The 17,584-nt window shown below is 43.6% G+C and carries 18 protein-coding genes and 2 pseudogenes; 9 read left to right on the top strand and 11 right to left on the bottom strand.

Annotated features, from left to right (window positions below):
- Nucleotides 1-74 precede the first annotated feature (74 nt).
- Nucleotides 75-377 carry a transposase gene (locus tag F6K64_RS38425; RefSeq protein WP_081431952.1) on the bottom strand — a complete coding sequence of 101 codons (303 nt, stop codon included), beginning with the start codon at nt 375-377 and terminating at the stop codon, nt 75-77.
- A 533-nt stretch (nt 378-910) separates the two neighbouring features.
- Between F6K64_RS38425 and F6K64_RS25950 the strand changes: the two genes are divergently transcribed.
- Complete coding sequence (locus F6K64_RS25950) at nt 911-2,122, top strand: RNA-guided endonuclease InsQ/TnpB family protein (RefSeq protein ID WP_008182286.1); 1,212 nt, start codon at nt 911-913, stop codon at nt 2,120-2,122.
- Here F6K64_RS25950 and uvrB read toward each other — a convergent pair.
- Nucleotides 2,055-4,124, bottom strand: a complete 2,070-nt coding sequence (uvrB, locus tag F6K64_RS25945) for an excinuclease ABC subunit UvrB (RefSeq protein WP_081432033.1) — start codon at nt 4,122-4,124, stop codon at nt 2,055-2,057. The two genes, F6K64_RS25950 and uvrB, sit on opposite strands and share 68 nt — an antisense overlap.
- A 732-nt stretch (nt 4,125-4,856) precedes the next feature.
- Between uvrB and F6K64_RS25940 the strand changes: the two genes are divergently transcribed.
- Nucleotides 4,857-5,306, top strand: coding sequence for a response regulator (locus tag F6K64_RS25940; protein WP_008182291.1), 450 nt, complete (start codon nt 4,857-4,859; stop codon nt 5,304-5,306).
- 16 nt (nt 5,307-5,322) lie between these two features.
- On the opposite strand, the gene F6K64_RS25935 is transcribed toward F6K64_RS25940, so the two are convergent.
- Nucleotides 5,323-5,460 (bottom strand): hypothetical protein, encoded by a 138-nt coding sequence (locus F6K64_RS25935; RefSeq protein ID WP_008182293.1) that lies wholly within the window; start codon nt 5,458-5,460, stop codon nt 5,323-5,325.
- Nucleotides 5,461-5,488: 28 nt separating this feature from the next.
- Nucleotides 5,489-7,711, bottom strand: a complete 2,223-nt coding sequence (locus tag F6K64_RS25930) for an APC family permease (RefSeq protein WP_008182295.1) — start codon at nt 7,709-7,711, stop codon at nt 5,489-5,491.
- A gap of 240 nt (nt 7,712-7,951) precedes the next feature.
- Here F6K64_RS25930 and F6K64_RS25925 point away from each other — a divergent pair, with 240 nt between their 5' ends.
- Both F6K64_RS25925 and F6K64_RS25920 read left to right on the top strand, forming a co-directional pair.
- Nucleotides 7,952-8,128, top strand: coding sequence for a hypothetical protein (locus tag F6K64_RS25925; RefSeq protein ID WP_008182297.1), 177 nt, complete (start codon nt 7,952-7,954; stop codon nt 8,126-8,128).
- Nucleotides 8,129-8,653: 525 nt separating this feature from the next.
- Nucleotides 8,654-9,022, top strand: coding sequence for a DUF6464 family protein (locus F6K64_RS25920; protein WP_008182299.1), 369 nt, complete (start codon nt 8,654-8,656; stop codon nt 9,020-9,022).
- Here F6K64_RS25920 and fmt read toward each other — a convergent pair whose 3' ends face one another.
- Both fmt and F6K64_RS25910 read right to left on the bottom strand, forming a co-directional pair.
- Nucleotides 9,023-10,024 carry a methionyl-tRNA formyltransferase gene (gene fmt / locus F6K64_RS25915; protein ID WP_008182301.1) on the bottom strand — a complete coding sequence of 334 codons (1,002 nt, stop codon included), beginning with the start codon at nt 10,022-10,024 and terminating at the stop codon, nt 9,023-9,025. It lies immediately after the preceding gene.
- A gap of 345 nt (nt 10,025-10,369) precedes the next feature.
- Nucleotides 10,370-11,113 (bottom strand): OmpA family protein, encoded by a 744-nt coding sequence (locus F6K64_RS25910; protein ID WP_229414431.1) that lies wholly within the window; start codon nt 11,111-11,113, stop codon nt 10,370-10,372.
- On the opposite strand from F6K64_RS25910, the gene F6K64_RS25905 reads away from it, so the two are divergent.
- Both F6K64_RS25905 and F6K64_RS25900 read left to right on the top strand, forming a co-directional pair.
- Complete coding sequence (locus F6K64_RS25905) at nt 11,100-11,228, top strand: hypothetical protein (RefSeq protein WP_287266765.1); 129 nt, start codon at nt 11,100-11,102, stop codon at nt 11,226-11,228. The genes F6K64_RS25910 and F6K64_RS25905 overlap by 14 nt on opposite strands.
- Before the next feature lie 482 nt (nt 11,229-11,710).
- Nucleotides 11,711-12,631: a hypothetical protein gene (locus tag F6K64_RS25900; RefSeq protein ID WP_008182310.1), complete on the top strand. Its 921-nt coding sequence runs from the start codon at nt 11,711-11,713 to the stop codon at nt 12,629-12,631.
- A gap of 66 nt (nt 12,632-12,697) precedes the next feature.
- On the opposite strand, the gene F6K64_RS25895 is transcribed toward F6K64_RS25900, so the two are convergent.
- The 3 genes from F6K64_RS25895 to F6K64_RS25885 all read right to left on the bottom strand — a co-directional run bounded on the left by F6K64_RS25895 (nt 12,698) and on the right by F6K64_RS25885 (nt 14,302).
- Nucleotides 12,698-12,931, bottom strand: a complete 234-nt coding sequence (locus F6K64_RS25895; protein WP_008182312.1) for a hypothetical protein — start codon at nt 12,929-12,931, stop codon at nt 12,698-12,700.
- A gap of 70 nt (nt 12,932-13,001) precedes the next feature.
- Entirely contained in the window at nt 13,002-13,610 is a 609-nt protein-coding gene (locus tag F6K64_RS25890) for a hypothetical protein (protein WP_008182313.1), read from the bottom strand.
- Between the two features lie 161 nt (nt 13,611-13,771).
- Entirely contained in the window at nt 13,772-14,302 is a 531-nt protein-coding gene (locus F6K64_RS25885; protein ID WP_008182315.1) for a thylakoid membrane photosystem I accumulation factor, read from the bottom strand.
- A 1,290-nt stretch (nt 14,303-15,592) separates the two neighbouring features.
- Here F6K64_RS25885 and F6K64_RS25880 point away from each other — a divergent pair.
- The 3 genes and pseudogenes from F6K64_RS25880 to F6K64_RS38415 all read left to right on the top strand — a co-directional run bounded on the left by F6K64_RS25880 (nt 15,593) and on the right by F6K64_RS38415 (nt 16,357).
- Nucleotides 15,593-15,838 carry a hypothetical protein gene (locus F6K64_RS25880; protein WP_008182319.1) on the top strand — a complete coding sequence of 82 codons (246 nt, stop codon included), beginning with the start codon at nt 15,593-15,595 and terminating at the stop codon, nt 15,836-15,838.
- Nucleotides 15,839-15,850: 12 nt separating this feature from the next.
- A pseudogene (locus F6K64_RS38420) lies at nt 15,851-16,210 on the top strand (choice-of-anchor W domain-containing protein); the annotation flags it as partial.
- A gap of 12 nt (nt 16,211-16,222) precedes the next feature.
- A complete protein-coding gene (locus tag F6K64_RS38415; protein ID WP_324293467.1) occupies nt 16,223-16,357 on the top strand; it encodes a PEP-CTERM sorting domain-containing protein in 135 nt (44 codons plus the stop codon).
- Here F6K64_RS38415 and F6K64_RS25870 read toward each other — a convergent pair.
- Both F6K64_RS25870 and F6K64_RS25865 read right to left on the bottom strand, forming a co-directional pair.
- Nucleotides 16,299-16,715, bottom strand: a pseudogene (locus F6K64_RS25870) (IS607 family transposase); the annotation flags it as partial. The gene F6K64_RS38415 and the pseudogene F6K64_RS25870 overlap by 59 nt on opposite strands.
- 12 nt (nt 16,716-16,727) lie before the next feature.
- Nucleotides 16,728-16,916 (bottom strand): hypothetical protein, encoded by a 189-nt coding sequence (locus F6K64_RS25865; RefSeq protein ID WP_008182324.1) that lies wholly within the window; start codon nt 16,914-16,916, stop codon nt 16,728-16,730.
- Nucleotides 16,917-17,584 lie beyond the last annotated feature (668 nt).

The raw sequence follows: 17,584 nt of genomic DNA, 5'->3' as shown, positions 1-17,584 counted from the left end.
TTTTCTTTAAAGTAGACCTAGATTGAACAGGGGGCGACTAGAGCCGATTTGGTATCAAAGCTCTAAGTTCTAGCTCACGGTAGTAGCAATAGTAGATGTATCTCACTTTTATGTATGGAAATATAGCGATCGCCAGTAGTGTTACGACACAGCATCTTTGAGAATAGACTCGATTTTGAGAATAGACTCGATAGCCTGTGGCGAGCAAGGGCAGTGATATCAGCCCTGGCGAATGAGGACTTTTGAGCCCAGCCGAACACTTCGGGGGTTCGGTTTTGGTCGGGAGCATCAGGGGGCAGGTACCACAGCGGACAGCCAGCAGCCTCAATCAAGTTGACTATGGGTCCGGGATGATGGCAGGTGGCGTGATCGAGAATTAGATCATGTCCGGATAATTACCCTGAATAAAAATCTGCCCCATTTCCCCATCTCCCCATCAATCTTCTTGATTATAGCTATTCAAGCGGACTTGACCTTACCACCTGTCCTGGTTTAAGCACCGGAATTAAGGCAGTTTCTCGCCAGGTTTCAAACACCACACGGTGACAAGTCCTTCCACAGTCAAGGCTGCTATCAGGTGTTGTTGGCACTAAGCAGCAATCAGATTGACGCGCCCCGCTCTGCTTCCGTCACTTTAGTGCTTCAAACTGCTGGCCTTGCTCACACCAGCTGTAGCCGTAATCATCCTGTTTGTCCATCCCCAATTTATGCACTTACACTAGTTGGGACTCTCGAATATACTCTACTGCTTCATTTACGAGGGAGCCAAAGCCCTTCATCCCCGCGTATTTATACCGGGGATGAAGGGCAGTAGCGGCTAAAGCCGCCGTGAAAAAAATATTCTGAGAATGTTCCGGAATTTTATTCTAGATGTTGTAGAATAAAGTAAAGCGGGAGAGGTCGATAACCGATGATCATTCTGGAATTCAAAGCCAAAGGAAAAAAGAGTCAATACTCAGCCATAGATGAAGCCATTCGGACTGTAAAATTTATCCGAAATAGCTGCATCCGTTTATGGATGGACAATAAGGGTACAAACAAATTCGATCTCAGCAAGTACAGTAAAGTGTTGGCTCATCAATTCCCATTTGCTAATGAGTTAAACTCAACAGCTCGCCAGACTGCCTCAGAAAGAGCATGGTCATCGATCACTCGTTTTTATGAAAATTGCAAGAAAAAGGTACCTGGCAAAAAGGGGTTTCCCAGATTCCAAAAGCATTGCAGATCGGTCGAATACAAACAATCAGGATGGAAGTTGTCCCCTGATAAAAAGTCAATCGTGTTCACTGACAAGAAGGGAATAGGGAAGCTTAAGCTTAAGGGTACATGGGACTTGTGGCGTTTCGACAAGAAGCAAATTAAGCGAGTCCGGATAGTCAAGCGAGCCGATGGCTATTATGTCCAGTTTGGCGTTTCCGTTGATTGTAAGGAGTCTTTAAAACCTACTGGCAATACTGTCGGTTTAGATGTGGGGCTAAAAGATTTCTACACCGACTCTAATGGCCACACAGAATCTAATCCCAGATTTTACAGAACAGGGGAAAAACGGCTTAAGTTTTATCAACGCCGAGTTTCCCGAAAAAAGAAAGGCTCAGCTAACCGCAGAAAAGCGATTAATAGACTAGGTAGGGCACACCTCAAGATAAGTAGGCAGCGTGAAGAACATGCCAAGAGACTGGCACGTTGCGTAATCCAATCTAACGATCTGGTCGCCTACGAAGACTTAAGGGTAAAAAATCTGGTTAAAAATCACTGTCTAGCCAAGTCTATTAATGATGCAGGTTGGTATCAGTTTAGAAGATGGTTGGAGCACTTTGGGCAAAAGTTTAGCAGGGCAACTGTTGCAGTAAACCCTGCCTATACCAGCCAAAATTGTTCTCAATGCGGCGAGATAGTCAAGAAGTCTCTATCAACCAGGACTCATACCTGTAAGTGTGGTTGTCAGTTAGACCGCGACCACAACGCTGCAATCAACATTCTTGAGAGAGCCTTGGGTACGGTGGGGCACACCGGAACCTGGATTTTAAATCCGAACTCTTCCGGAGATCTGTCCTCTACTCTTCTTGGTTCCGGCCAGGTTGAGCAAGACGGGTCGTTGAGCGAAGAATCCCCGCGTCTTTAGACCGGGGAGTGTCAACTAGCAGTTTATCCCGCAGCTGTTTAATGCGATCGCGTAACTTTGCTGCCGTTTCAAATTCCAACGTCTTTGCTGCTTCCTTCATCTGTTCTTCTAACTGATTAATCAACTCTGGAATCTTCTCTAAAGGTACATCATCCACCTGTTCAAACACCGATTCAAACTGTTGAGCATTCAACCGTCGGGAGACATCCAAAAATGTCAAAATTGGATTATTTGCGGTTTTGCGAATCGGCTGTGGTATAATGTTATTTTTGATGTTATATTCACTTTGAATCTTACGACGGCGATTAGTCTCATCAATCGCTTTCCTCATACTTTTTGTAAGGGTATCAGCATACATAATGGCTTGCCCTCGGACATGACGTGCTGCTCTGCCTATAGTTTGAATAAGCGATCGCTCTGCCCTGAGGAACCCTTCCTTATCTGCATCCAAAATTGCTACCAGAGAGACTTCCGGCAAATCCAACCCTTCTCGCAACAAGTTAACCCCAACCAATACATCAAATTCACCCTGGCGCAACCCCTGCAAGATTTCAATCCGTTCAATAGAGTTAATATCCGAGTGTAAGTAGCTGATCCGAATATCCCGTTCTTGCAGATACTCTGTCAAATCCTCAGCCATGCGCTTGGTTAAGGTTGTGACCAGCACCCTTTCCTGACAATCCACCCGCTGCTTAATCTCAGCCAACAAATCATCTACTTGAGCTACTGTAGGACGGACAAAGATTTCTGGGTCAAGCACTCCGGTAGGACGAATGATCTGTTCCACGACTCGCCCTTGAGATTCTTCCATCTCCCAATCCCCAGGAGTAGCAGAGACAAAAATACACTGATTCACCTTTGCCCAGAATTCCTCTGCCTTCAGGGGTCGATTATCTGCTGCACTGGGTAAGCGAAAGCCATGGTCAATCAACACTTGCTTTCGAGCGCGATCGCCATTGTACATTCCCCGAATTTGCGGCACCGTAACATGGGATTCATCCACTACCAAAAGCCAATCTTCGGGAAAATAATCAATCAAACACTCTGGTGGTTCCCCAAGCTTGCGTCCAGCCAAGTGACGAGAATAGTTTTCCACACCATTGCAGTAACCAATTTCGAGCAACATTTCCAAATCATAGCGGGTACGCTGTTCCAACCGTTGGGCTTCTAACAAGTTCCCCGCTTGCTCCAATTGAGCCAAACGTTCCTCAAGTTCTGCCTTAATAGCATTACAAGCTTCTTCCAACCGTTCATCCGGAGTAACAAAGTGACGAGCAGGGTAAATATTTACGCCCTCTACACTTTGGAAAATTCCACCGGTAACTGGGTCAACGTAGTGAATAGCATCAATTTCATCTCCGAAGAATTCTACCCGAATAATTCGGTCTTCATAAGCCGGGCCAATTTCTAATACATCCCCCTTCACCCGGAACCGTCCGCGTCCCAATTCTAAATCATTCCGGGAATACTGTACTGAGACTAAATCTCGTAAGAGTTGGCGTTGGTCAACTTCGGTATTCACCCGCAGAGGAATCGAGGCTTTTAAATATTCTGAGGGGATACCCAACCCATAGATACAGCTAATGGAAGCCACAACTATTACATCCCGCCGTTCAAAAAGCGATCGCGTAGCTGAGTGCCTCAGCATATCAATTTCATCATTAATTGACGCGGTTTTCTCGATGTAGGTGTCAGTGACCGGGATATAAGCTTCCGGCTGGTAGTAATCATAGTAGGAAATGAAATACTCCACCGCGTTATGGGGAAAAAACCCCCGCAATTCGTTACATAACTGCGCAGCCAAGGTTTTGTTGTGGGCAAGTAATAGGGTAGGTTTGCCAACTTTTTCAATTACCGATGCCACGGAGAAAGTCTTACCTGTCCCCGTAGCACCCAGTAGAGTTTGGATACGGTTGCCAGCCTTGAGGTAAGTGGTGAGTTGGGAAATAGCTTGGGGTTGGTCCCCTGTTGGTTGAAAAGGGGCTTCGAGGTTAAATAGCATCTTAGACGCTTCTGGCACAGCTAAAAAAAAATCCGTAAAAATACTATCTATAATTTCATCATAATTTTTGTACATTTATAGGTACTGATGGATAGATTATTACCCAAATTCAATAGATAGTTTTAATACTTGCCCAAAATTCGGAGGGGAGGATGAGAACTATCTGGTTAAATGCTAATTGCTTAAATCATAATTATCACGTATAAAAACTATACGTTATCGGTAATTAAAAACGGTTAATTACCAAAATTATTCCTATCAATATTTATCATTTGCTATCGACATTTTATTTCATGTTAGAGCATTTTAATAGTTGATTTAACTAAGCTTTTTTTGTACTACATCGTTTTTCATAACTATGAGGCACACAGTTTTTTTGTTCTGTTCCTTATTCCTTATTCCTTATTCCCTATTCCCTATTCTATACAAATTAGGAATTTGTACCTAATTTAATTTAAAAAAGCTGTAATAATTAATTGATTATTAAATTGAGAATTATATCATTAAAACTATGAAACAATAATCATATATATCTAATATTAACAACTAACCCAAAAATAAATAATTGTTAATTTTGGTAATTATTAATCGGTAATTTCGAGGGAGATAAGTATTATCGATTATACCTGACAACGCCCCAATTAATCGAAAATTATATGTATTCCAAAAAAAGCCACTATAAACTCTTTACAAATTGATTGTTTTAATCTCAACATAAAAAAATCAGGAATTATGAACTATAGAAATACTATTCAGCGGATTGAAATATTGCTAGTGGAAGACAATCATCGTGACGTAGACTTGACCAAAGCTACTTTAAAAAATAGCAATACTCGCAACAATATCCAGACTTTTACCAATGGTAAGGACGCTATGGCATTTCTACGTCGAGAATCCCCTTATACTAAAGCACCCCGTCCCGACGTAATTTTGCTGGATTTGAATCTACCAGTGATGGATGGTCGTGAAGTGTTAGCACAGATTAAATCTGATCCAAAATTGAGTTTAATTCCAGTGATTATTCTCACCTCCTCAGATTCTGACCAGGACATCCTCACAAGCTACAAGCTAAACGCCAATGCCTACGTCACTAAGCCCTTTGAATTAGACCAGTTTCTCAAAGTATTGAAGTCAATTGAAAACTTCTGGCTAAGTATTGTTAAACTGCCACCCAAAAATTAAGCATTGCCAATTCATGCTATAGGGTTTGTATCTGGTAATAGGTAATGGAGACTTGGTAGTTAACGATTACCAAGTCTCCATTACCCATTACCAAAAATACCGAGACTATTTTATCAGTGATTAACCAGACTTGATAGTAATAGTCAATTGGCAATTAAAAATTTTAAATTGCTGTTAGTATACTACAAATCTTCACTGAGAACTTCATGGAAAGCAAACCCAGGGGCAGCCAGTACAAAGACAATGGTAGGAAGACCAGCAGTTTTTTGTTGTAAGCTTTCGTAATATTGAGTAAACTTATCGTCTGGTGTAGCCATACCCATAAAGATTAAGTCAGCATCAGCCGATGACTCATGAAGAATAGCATTAAAAGAACGCCCTTGGGAAACCAGCACCTGACAAATAACCCCAATCCGCAACTGTTTCACCCAATTACTTAGGTTTGCCCGTGCTGCTTGAGCTGCTATTTCATTAGGAAGCACCAACTTGAGGTAAATCTCAGCATTTTGCCACTTCAGGTCGCTGCGCAATAGATAGGCGAGGAGCAACATCAGGCTACCATTGGCTTGCTTACCGCCCCACCAAACATCAATCCGTTGACGACTACCGAAACCCTGCTCCCGATTTTCCCGCAGAATCACTACATTACGCTTTGCCTGGTGTATGTGAGTAATCAAGCGACAGTAAGGCTGGCGACGGCTAAGGGTTTCGTTATCCCCGAGTAAAACTGTATTGGGAACTAGTGGTCCTATACCGTAAGTTTCCACCAGTTGCCGGGCTCCGGTAAAGGGATCCGGTGCTGTTACCAAGCGCACTAGAGCTTGTACACTACGCCGTTCGAGATACTCACTGATGGTTTGTTCTAACTGTGCCTGCTTAGCAACACTATGGGAACTACTGGGTAAAATACTCGAAACGGTCACTAAACCGCGATTATGGGTCAGAGCATCGGCTAACTCTATCAAAGACCATCGTTTAGTGGGAGCTCCCGACAGCACCAAGATGTGGGGTCGCCAGTTTTTCGGATCAGGGTGATGACTAATCTGAAAAATACCAGTGCGCAACAGTGCCATCCAAATGCCCCGGCGTACATCCCCCCAAGCTGTGCGCAGTTCCCGCTGCTGTAGCCAAAGGTAAACCCCTAAGACAATAACAGCTGCTGCCACTGTGGCAAAGGCATTTATCAAAAACATTACGATCAGGCAACCCAATGCCCCTAACAGTGACAGAAACCAGTTAACTTTAAAGGAGGGTCGGAAGGAAGGACTTTGCAAAAAGCCCTCAATGGCAGCTGCTACATTCAACACCAGATAGGTGGTCAGAAAGAACATACTTAGCACTGGTGCAATGATATCTAATTGACCAAGGCAAACTGCAGCAGTAGCTATTCCCAACGTTACAGCGGTACCAATCCGTGGTTCATCATCTCGTCCACTACCCGTACCTAGGAATCGCATCCAACGGGGTAATACTCCATCTCTAGCTAGTGCCTGTAAAATCCGGGGAGCACCCAGAATACTCCCTAAGGCACTGCTGAGAGTAGCACCCCATACCCCGAGTAGGATTGACGGACCCCAAAATGCCATCTGCCTCATAATCAGAGGATTGGCAATTAGGGCTTCTCCCCCTACCCGCATCGATAGAATAATTGGTAAGATGATATAAATAGCATATCCTGTGCCTACTGCTGCCAGAGTACCGATGGGAATGGCGCGGATGGGGTTGCGTAGATCACCGGACATATTCACCCCAGCCATGATACCGGTTACGGCAGGGAAGAAGACAGCAAAGACACGCCAGAAGGATTCTTTGGAGGTCACCCACAGCTCAATATTAGCTACATCATAAGGGTAATCATGGTTACCGACTAATAGAGCAATTAGGGATAGCGCTATCGCAGCCATAATAAAGTATTGAATACGGATGGCAAGGCTAGCGGAAGTCAAAGCCAGTATTGCCACTAAAATAGTAGTAATTAGCGCTACATAAAGCTGGTTGAGCTGGGGAAAGGTCTGAACTACGCTCTCGGCAAAACCAATAGTGTATAACGCGACTGAGAGAGCTTGGGCAAAGTAAAGGGGAATTCCTACTGCACCGCCAGTTTCAATTCCTAGGGAACGGCTAATCATGTAATACGCACCACCAGCCCTAACAATGCGGTCAGTTGCGATCGCAGAAATAGACAGAGCCGTCAAAAAGGTAATACTGGTGGAGAGGGTAACAATGATTAGGGTACCCACTAAACCAACATTACCAAGTACCCAACCAAAGCGCAGGTACATAATAACCCCCAGGATGGTGAGAATCGAAGGAGTATAGACCCCACCGAATGTTCCCAAACCTGAAGTTTTTTCCTGAGTAGGCTCGACAACAGGAGATGAGCGGCGACCAAACAGTAACTTCATATGTCTAAAACATGAATATAGTGCATTAAGCTAATCTGACTATAGGGAATATGGCATAGGGAACAGAGATTTTGATTCCTTTGTGGTGGGCGAAACGCCCATGAATTTCTGACTTGAAAATAGCCCTGAGGCAAGGAAGTGCGTTAGTCCTCAGTGAAATACCAGAGATGTTCATACTGTGTTGTAAATGAATTTTTGATGGGGGTATAACTGGAAAATTTTTCAAGTCCTTGACAGACAATGCCAGTTGGTGAATTGATCATGGTCGATGAACAACTCCACCAGTTCTACCCCCAAGCCACAGACATTGGAACTCAAGGATGTTACAACGTTGGTAGCCTGGGCTGTTGGTTCAACTTGGATGAATTTCACACCACAGGAATAACTGCTGTCATGGGGTTTTGGGCAAACAAGTAGAAACTGCTAATGGAACGAAGAGAACAGAAACAATAGTCTTTTAATCTGACAGTCTTTTAAGCTGACTACAGAATTAACTTGCTAAATTCCCAACTTTATGCACCCCAATCACGAATTTAAGGCATTTTTTGCTCAATGACCAATTTACCAATATGGGTAATATCAACTCCGGTTAATCACTTCGTTGATCAATCCAGTCTTCAATCTAGCAGCAGTGTGTTATAATTCACCGGAAAATTCTATGTATAGCAGTCGCCAGGGCAGTTAGGACATCGACATTAGTCTCACACCCTTTGTAAGCGATGCAGAGGTGCGACCCGTGGCGAATTTAATTCGCCAACGGAAAAAGCACCATTACGGTCTTGGGGGTTTCCCCCACTCGCTATTGCATCAAGAAGCGCAAGAGTTTGACTTCTGACAAATGACTTCTGACAAATGACTTCTGCTATAGAATTCTGTTGGGCTAGATAGTCAGCCCACAGCCTGCGATACCATTCAACTGTAGCGTGAATGACAATAAGCACTATGGAGCCTGATTCTCTACCCACGGAGTTAATTTTGACGCACCCACGTCAGACCATTGGCAATGTTCAACTGGATTGGATACCTCAACCCGGTAACTATCTCGACTTTAAAGGTAAAACCTACACAGTTTTAGAGCGCCGCCACCGCTACTGTCTTAAGTCAGGGCGCTATCGTTTGCATAAAATTGCTCTGTATGTGCAGTCTTTTGGACACCCTAGTGAAAAAAGCCTGCTCCAGGGGCGTTGGGTGATTGGGGATGCCAGCTGCTATTTCAATGCTCACTCTGAATTGATTCGTTGTGCTGTCAATCCAGACGGACCCTGTGATTCTTGCCGCTTTTACGAACCCTTGAACACTGAAACTCACTAACTAACTATTACCTAGAACTTCTCCTACTTCTAAACGCATACCATTGGCAAAATCCCAAGCAGATTGAGCACGTTTGCCAGCTAATTGCACTTGCTGCAACAACAACATTCCCTTTCCAGTTTGAATAATTGGACCGATTGTCTTGGCAATCTTTACAACTTCTCCAGGACGACCTGAACCAACATCAAGAGTAGACCACTCCTGCGATCGCATTTTTAACTGTGAAGGCAACTCGGATAAGTAAGCGGAATCTAAGGGAACAGTGGCACTGATTTTCAGAGATTTACCCCGAAATGAGGTGACGCAGTTCGGGAAAAATCCCCGGATCTGATTGTGTAACTCCAAGTTAGAGCGTGACCAATCTAGGCCATAATCTGACTTTTGAATCAGTGGTGCATAGGTAGCCAATGAGTCATCTTGAGGAATTGGTTGGATTTCCTGTAACTCTTGCTTGAGGAGGGTTTCAATCAACAAATCAGCTCCCAAATTGCTCAGAGTTTGTGCCAAATCCTGGGCATTATCCAATAGTCTAATTGGTGTATATGCTTTCAAGAGCATTGCTCCAGTATCCATTCCAGCATCCATCAACATCGTTGTGATGCCAGTTTGGGCTTCACCATTATAAAGACACCACTGGATCGGAGCTGCTCCCCTATACTTAGGCAAAATTGAGCCATGTACATTGATACAACCTGCCGTAGGCATATCCAGAATCTCTTGGGAGAGAATCTGCCCATAGGCAACCACCACAAAAGCATCAGCCTTTACCTGCCTTAGCTGAGTTAGGGTTTCCCTATGCTTTTTCAGGCGCTGCGGTTGCCAAACTGGTAGTTTATGTGCTAATGCTATTGATTTCACTGGGGAAGGAATCAGCTGGTTACCACGTCCTCGACGCTTATCTGGCTGAGTCACCACACCCACCACCTCAAATTCAGGATGGTTCAACAAACCTTCCAAACAAGGTAGAGCAAATTGGGGAGTACCAAAGAATACAACTCGCATCTAGAAATTACCAATAACTAATGGGTTGTTCGCGTAGCGTGGCCTTTTGGCCAAGGTTAGCTGGTTTCAGGTTAGCTGGTTTCAGGTTAGCTGGTTTCAGGTTAGCTGGTTTCAGGTTAGCTGGTTTCAGGTTTCAGGTTAGCTGGTTTCAGGTTTCAGGTTAGCTGGTTTCAGGTTAGCTGGTTTCAGGTTAGCTGGTTTCAGGTTAAAGGTTACAGCTTGCCAGTTATACATCCAGCTTTGAGTTGTTAAGGCTCTAATCTTCAACCTACCCTACACCGGACGCCCAAGGGAAACAACCAAATAACTTTCAAGCAAATAACCAAATAAGCTTCTGACTAATGACTAATCCACAGCAATTTCCACCCTACGATTGCGTTGCTGATTAACCTCAGTATCATTAGCGACCAGAGGACGAGTTTCTCCGTAGCCAATAATCAGCCAACGGTATGAATCGTCTAAAGCGCTACTAAGATACTGCTGAACTGCTTTAGCACGCTCAAATGAAAGGTTTCGATTCTCTTTGGCTTCGCGGGGGTTGTCGGTGTGGATAGCAATTCGGATTGTACTACTGGGATAGGCTTGCAAATCTGTGACAATTTTGTCTAGGATCAAACCTGCTTCTGGACGTAACGTACTTTTACTTTCCTCAAATAAAATATCACTGGGCAACGTGACTTTCAACTTGTCGGCAGCCAAGGCAGCTAGTCGATTGCCATTGCTATTACCAACTAATGGAGCATTGCTACTTGGAGTCGATGGTTCCTTCAGAAGCAAAGTGATCGCTTGGATGCGCCTTTCAAGAGATTCATTCCCTCCCGAGGTTCCCAACTGAGTTTCCAACATTGTCACGTCCTCACTCAATCTCTTCATTCGCTTGTCTAACTCACTTAGTTGAGCTTTGAGCTGGACTCTTTGAACTGGTGTCAATTGTTTTAGTGGATTGGCTTCCGTTGGTTCCCGAATTGAACTAAAATTGAAAAACGTTGATTCTCCCTTGTTATCCAGATGCTCCAGTAATTTTAAGATCAGGGGTTTTTCTGGATTCGGGTTAGGGTAAGCATTGGCAACAACAATGCCAAATATCACGGCCAAGCCACTCCCTACGCCTAGCAGTAGTAGCCTGAAAATTAAGATTAGTAGGCAGTTCAGTATACTTATTGAGGTTTCAGGTCTGGTATTGGTGTTGGAAGTAGCGGGTTGAGTCACACCGAATTTTGTTAGATCTCCTTCTACATAATGAGGCAGGATGCTCCAATTGTACTCCGTTAGGGGTCAAGCGCAGGTATTTTACATTATAGAAGAATTCAAAAAAACAAGGTTGAATTCCACATGGCTATCATAACACTAAAACCTCCAAACCAACCAGTTACTTCCAATGTCAAGCCTGACAACTTTTGTGTGAGGGCTACCCACTTCAGCCAAGACCTCTTAGGGGAAGGAAAGAGTGTTAATTTTTTATTTTTCCCTGGCTTATTTTATTTGTCTGCTTTCGGTAGCTTGATAGTCGAGGGTTTAGGTAACTGACTGAGCCGAAGTGTAAAAAAACCCGTTCGTAATGCAGGTTCGGACGGGGTAGTTGATCACTTTTTAACCTTTTAAACCTAAAGTTAAGGAACTATATTCTAATTTCTTGGGGTTGCTCCTCTAACTAGAAACGCTAATTAGTAACTGAAAGACTAATCAATGTTGAAAAGGCAATTGAGTTTATCAGGATGGCTTAAAAATCAACCACTAGGACTATTGTTAGCAACTTTGATGTTGATAACATCTAGCCTATTTGCTGAGAAAGCCAAGGCTAATGAATCCTTCCTAGCCAGTCAATCATCGGTGCTATCTTCCCAGCCTTTAAGGGAAGTAACAGAAGCTATCAAACCTGATCTAACCGAACCATACGTTCAGAGTGACCCGCTCAACAGTCCTTATCCTATTCCTTGGAATTGGGTCTTGGAAACCCACGCTGAACTGGTTGCTAATCAGAGTTTTGGGTTTAGGTACTATCGCAGCCAATCACTAGTTTCTCCTGATGGCAAGTATGCTGCCTATAGTCGCATTCAACTACAAGGACAGCCAGAACTGTACCGCAGCCGCATCAGTAGTGTGATGTTTCTAGAAAATTTGCAGACTGGAGATTTGCGCATCATAACTGCATCTTCTCCCTTAGCTAACCATCAGGCGCGACCCAAGGGCAGTTTACCTGCCCATTGGAACGCGCGCCTTAATAATGATGATAAATTAAGCGGCGCAATCGCTATTCTGATTCCCGTGTCTTGGACAGAGTCAAGCGATCGCCTTCTAGGGCGGCAATTTGAAGGTTTTTTTAATACGTCAGATGCTTCTGATTACGCAGTAATTTGGGATCGCAACCAAAATACTGTGACCACCTTGGCTCCTGAGCGCATTCATTATACTAACGCACTGTTGCTAGGCTGGAGTCAAGCTAATCCAGATCAAGTGCTATTTCAGGCTGGTGAGTTGGGCAATGAGTATTGGCCAATGTGGTCTGTTGAACCCAGTGGTTACACTGCTCTTACCTTTGAGGATGAACCTATGGTTTATGGTGAATCAGTAGAACACATTTGGTCTGGTTCCCAGGCACGCTGGTAATCACAAAGGATGAAGGATGAATTATGAAAACTCATCCTTCATCCTTCACAATTCATAGTTTCCCAATTACCTTTGGTGTTGTGCTACCAATTTTTTTAGGTAAGAGTAAGCTTCTTCTGGTGAAAGAGTGAAGATTTGACCTTTGCATAGAATTTCGTACCTTCCTAAGTAATAACCATGTCCCCCAATTAAACCCATCTTTGCGGCTTGATTGCCAAGCTTGGTTAATTCCTGTCGAATTGAATAGTCCAATTCTTCTATTTGTTGATCAATAACTTGATTAATAGTTTGTTCTTTCATGTTTGACCGCTCCTAGTATATTTATAATACTGCTTTATGCACCCACAACCCATCGACCTGGCGATAGCGGTCAACAAATTGGGCACTTGCCTGGATTAACTGCATGAATGTACTCACTTCCTGATGTCGGCCATCCCCGTTTATAGGATGCTTCCTCAGGTTTCCCCCAACCTAGCTGCAATATAATTTCCCAAAAGTTGTAATTCTTATATTCATAGAGATTTGCCCATTCCGTTTTATGGGCGACCTCTTTTACATCATTGGGCATAATTTTTTGATAGTCTTTACCAAAATTAATACTTAGGTATAAGTCCATACCTTGGATGCCTGTATACCAAAACTCTAAGAGGTCAGCTTTGGCAGCTTTGAGGATTTTCAGGTCACTCTCTAGGGCGGCTAACTGCTCGTCAATAGCAGGATAACGTAGAGTCTTTCCTTTCATAGTCAGTTCGCGCCAAATAATGCCTGAAACTTGGTGTTGCCGTTGGTAGCTGTGAACTGCGGCTTTAAAGTCGTTATAAGCACTGAACTTTTGAATTCCCTCCGGTTTCAGAAAGCGATCAATCACAGGGTTGCCAGACACCGAAGCTGCCAGATTAAGACGTTGCCCATTCATGCACGAACGACGCTCTTGAGCCAAAATTTTGATTAGCTCCTGTGTGCTGTAAACCTTGGACATCAGCACGGATGTTAACTGTACTTACAAATAGCTTAACCCGTAAACGTGACCAAAAAATAGGGTAAACGGCAATGGCAGTTCACTGATGACTAAAACAATTGTCTTCATGTTAAGTTGTTGGAGTTTCATCGGATGGATGTCTAACCAGTAGGCAAATTAAATCACTCTGATGTTAACTGAGCATTAATATCATTGACAGTGCGCAGCTTTAACTCCACGGATTCTGAACGGGGCAGTAAGTTAAACACTTCCCGAAACACATCATCTATCTGTTCATAAGCAACTTGTCCAATTTCATTGAGTACTACCTCTGCCTTTTGGTCAATCATTACTGTCTGGGGAATTAAATCTTGGTAGTAGTATCCCGCTTCTGTGGGTGTATAGGTAGCGTCGGGTAACAAAGTGTCGATGTTGACTGGAATAAAACTCGCGGCCCTACCATAAGGCTCCTGTAACTTAGAGATAGTGACAGAATATAGCTTGCAATCCCTACTGTCATCTAAGTAGAACACCAACAAAGCTGGCTTTTTCCTGCGCAAAGAATCTTCTAAGGTAATTCGTGGTGGGACTATAGAGCCATTACCAGCATACAGAGCAAAAATATTACCATCAAAGCTGTCATCATCGAAACTTGCTAATGCTGATGGTGTTCCCAGTAGATACCAGCAGCTCAGTAAGCCGACAAGAATCAATAGGCATTTGGAAACAAATCTGCGCCTTACACAGCAACTATATGTAATAGTCCTGTTTCGGAATCTTGCTAAACCGTCTATCATACCGAATTATTAGCCCTTATCTCAAATCCGAGGTGAATCCAAGTCCAAGGGTTTCAAAAATCGCAACAATCACTATAGCAATTGTAATTCAGTTGTGAACCCTAGTGCAGGAATATTGGCTGCACTACCAGGATAACTAGACTTAGGGCTACGCTAGTAGTAGCAGCGGCAGGGGCTTTGGGCAAGAATTAGCCCAAGTTTTGTACCAAGAAGGGCTTTTTTGTAAGCTTCCCCACAGCTGTAAGCCGGGGGCTTTCCCGGACAAAGCAAAGGTGTTGGTTTCAGTAGCTAAGCGCAGACTTAACGCGCCCAGATTCCCGATTGATTGAACCTAAGGGTTAAGTGCCGAACCTCAAGGCTGGCTTACTCTACGGACATCTCCGCCGCTTCTACAACCGAGTCATTTCTTTAAAGTTACCGTAAGGATAGGGTCGCCTTATTCCATGAGTTTTAACCCTTTTCTACTTAGCCTGCCGACTATAAAGGCGACCCTATCCATCGGTTTCGTCTTTAGACAGCCCCAATACTTCTAGCAAGGGTACCACTCGCCGATACTAACCTACACTGGCGCGCCGTTTACGACCTTCCCGTAGGGTCGGCAAAGCCTAAAGTAGAGTGTAAGAGTGCATTTGAGTCTATTTTTATTCTACATCAAAATTCTGGATATTCCGAAAGATTTATTAGCCAACTTCAAGGGTATTGAACCCATCAGCTGGCTGCGGGGGATTATCCCTCCCTATACCTAAAGGTAAGGGCTTCCCATCCCCCGAGCCCCCTTGTTTCGGTGATCGAGTACTTTGGTCAACTCTTGACTCTGACCCTGAATCGGCTCAAGTCCCAGAACCAGCAGCAACTACAGGTGCGACCCGTGGCGAATTTAATTCTTAATGGGTCAAGGGCACAAAGAGCGGAAAGCGCACCTAAGGTTTGTTAGGGCGCTAGCTTTGTTGGATATCAGCTTTTTGTCCAAAGGTCGTGGCAGGTAGGGTCGATCTTCGTCAACTATTAATACAGATTTCAATAAAGTTAATACAGATAGAACGTTAATACAGAAATACGGATAGAAAGCAAACGCGAGGCTCTTAAGGCCAAAGGCCACGCTACGCGAACAGAGCCGCTACGCGATCGCAAACACTCAGTCTCGATACTTTGATCAGTTGTTACTGCAATAACAACTAATACTCCATATAGGCAAGAGAAATAATGATGACTCGTAATTTACTATTAAGTTTGGGAGTGTCAGCACTAGGACTAGCTTTTACTCCCTTTGGAGCCAGTGCGTTTACGATTGGTGGTAATCTGACTGAAACAGAGTTCCAGAACCTAGATCCCGACATCTTCCTGTCTGCCAAGAGTCGTTTTGGGTCTGGAACAATAGGAGGAAACACTTTTGAGCTAGATATCCACAAGGTTAACGCTAGTGGTGGTTTTACTAACTTAGATCAGAAATAATTTAATTGGGTCAGTGGTGAAGCGGTTGATTTCTTACTGGAGTTCGATGGTATTTCTCAACTCACCTATACCGTTGGTGACGTGGTTCTTTCGTCTACAGTTACAGAGGATAACTTCTCAGATTTGTTTCTACGGACTAGTGCTCGTAAGAATAACAGCAGCATTGTACTGAGCAACTTGATGTTAACCGATAGTGCCATGTCTGCTAGTCTTCCTGACGCATCCAGTGTTTGTAGTAATCCTAATGATTGCGGTTTTTTTGATGCACAGTATTTACACATCAGTAACGTTTCAGGTGCTTTCACCCTCACTGGTCAATCAACTATGACCATGTCAGTTGAGAATCGGCCCACACAATCTCGACTAGCGTATCAGGTTAAATTAGTGGCTGGTGAGCCGGGAGACAAGCCCCCTGTTGATGTACCAGAGCCAGCTACGATGTCGGTGTTTTCCCTAGGTTTTATGGGTTTGGTTCTAACTGGTACTCGTCGCCGCCATCAGCTTGGAGTTCAGCGATAATTTTTTCGATCTTTTTCTTAGCATGATCTTGCCTGTACAACCTAGCAGAGAATGACTTGATAATAGCAATCAAATCCTGCATCAACTCGTCTTTACCCTTATCTACTTGGTTGACAATTTCTAACTGAATACCTAAACGATACAGCATAATCTCCAAGTAATTGATGCCGAATCTAGCCAGGCTGTCTTTATGCTCTACTAGTAAAATGTCGTAGCCATCAGAATGCATAAGAGTGGCTAATTGTTTACGATTATCGTTGAGTCCACTTCCTACTTCTTTGATAATTTTGACAATCGTGTAACCTTTAGCGATCGCATACTGTTGAAGACGTTCAACTTGAAGCTCAACGTCTGACTTATGCTCAGCAGATCAGACTCGCCCATAGATAGCAACTCGTTTGGTGTTTGATGGCTGGGTTTTCTGTTGATGGAAGTACTCAACGATGACTGAGCCACTTTCGGTTTGGAATGCTGGATGAGGCAACTTACCTGCCTTCCACCATCTCCAAGCCGTCTGGTAGCTTACTGCCATGTGTTTGGCATAGTCTTTGAGTCGCATCTGTGCTAATTACCTCCCTTGTGAGAGATTAGCACAGATGTTTGTTTATGACTATATTTTATGAATACAACAAGAGGAATAGATAGAATCATCAACAGTAGCCAAAACAGTCTGCCCAAGAAAGAAAATTGGCCATGAGCTGATGGCGACAGCCCCGCGCTCTACCCGTGCTTAGTGAGCGTCTTGAAGTTACCGTAAGGATAGGGTCGCCTTAATCAATGGAGGCCCGCTTTCCCCTTGAAGAATTAAATTACGGGGTCGCGCCTCAAGTTTTAACCTTTTTCTGCATAGCCTGCCTTGGGAGTTACCGTAAGACAGGCTCGCCTTATTACACAATTTTTAACCTTTTTATTCATAACCTGCCGACCATAAAGGCGAGCCTGTCTAAGGTTTCATCTTTAACCATAAAGGCGACCACTACTATCGGTTTCGTCTCTGGGAAGGATATCTTGGGCATTGGAGCGAAGCGGAATTGTGAATCAGGCGTATTTTGATTTTTTACATACGGCGGTTTGCATAAGCTGTTCGGCATTTAAATTGGTATAATAAAAATTAATAAATAACCCAATAATAGGAAATATGCCAGCAAAAAATTATCTGACAGCAAAAAACAATACTTCAAAAAGCCTTAAAAATAGAAGAAAATGGAAATATTAGAGAACGTATTT

The organism is Moorena sp. SIO3A2 (genome assembly GCF_010672265.1).
Classification (GTDB): domain Bacteria; phylum Cyanobacteriota; class Cyanobacteriia; order Cyanobacteriales; family Coleofasciculaceae; genus Moorena; species Moorena producens.
Note: the sequence above shows the minus strand (reverse complement) of the source record. Positions and strands in the feature narration are given on the sequence as shown.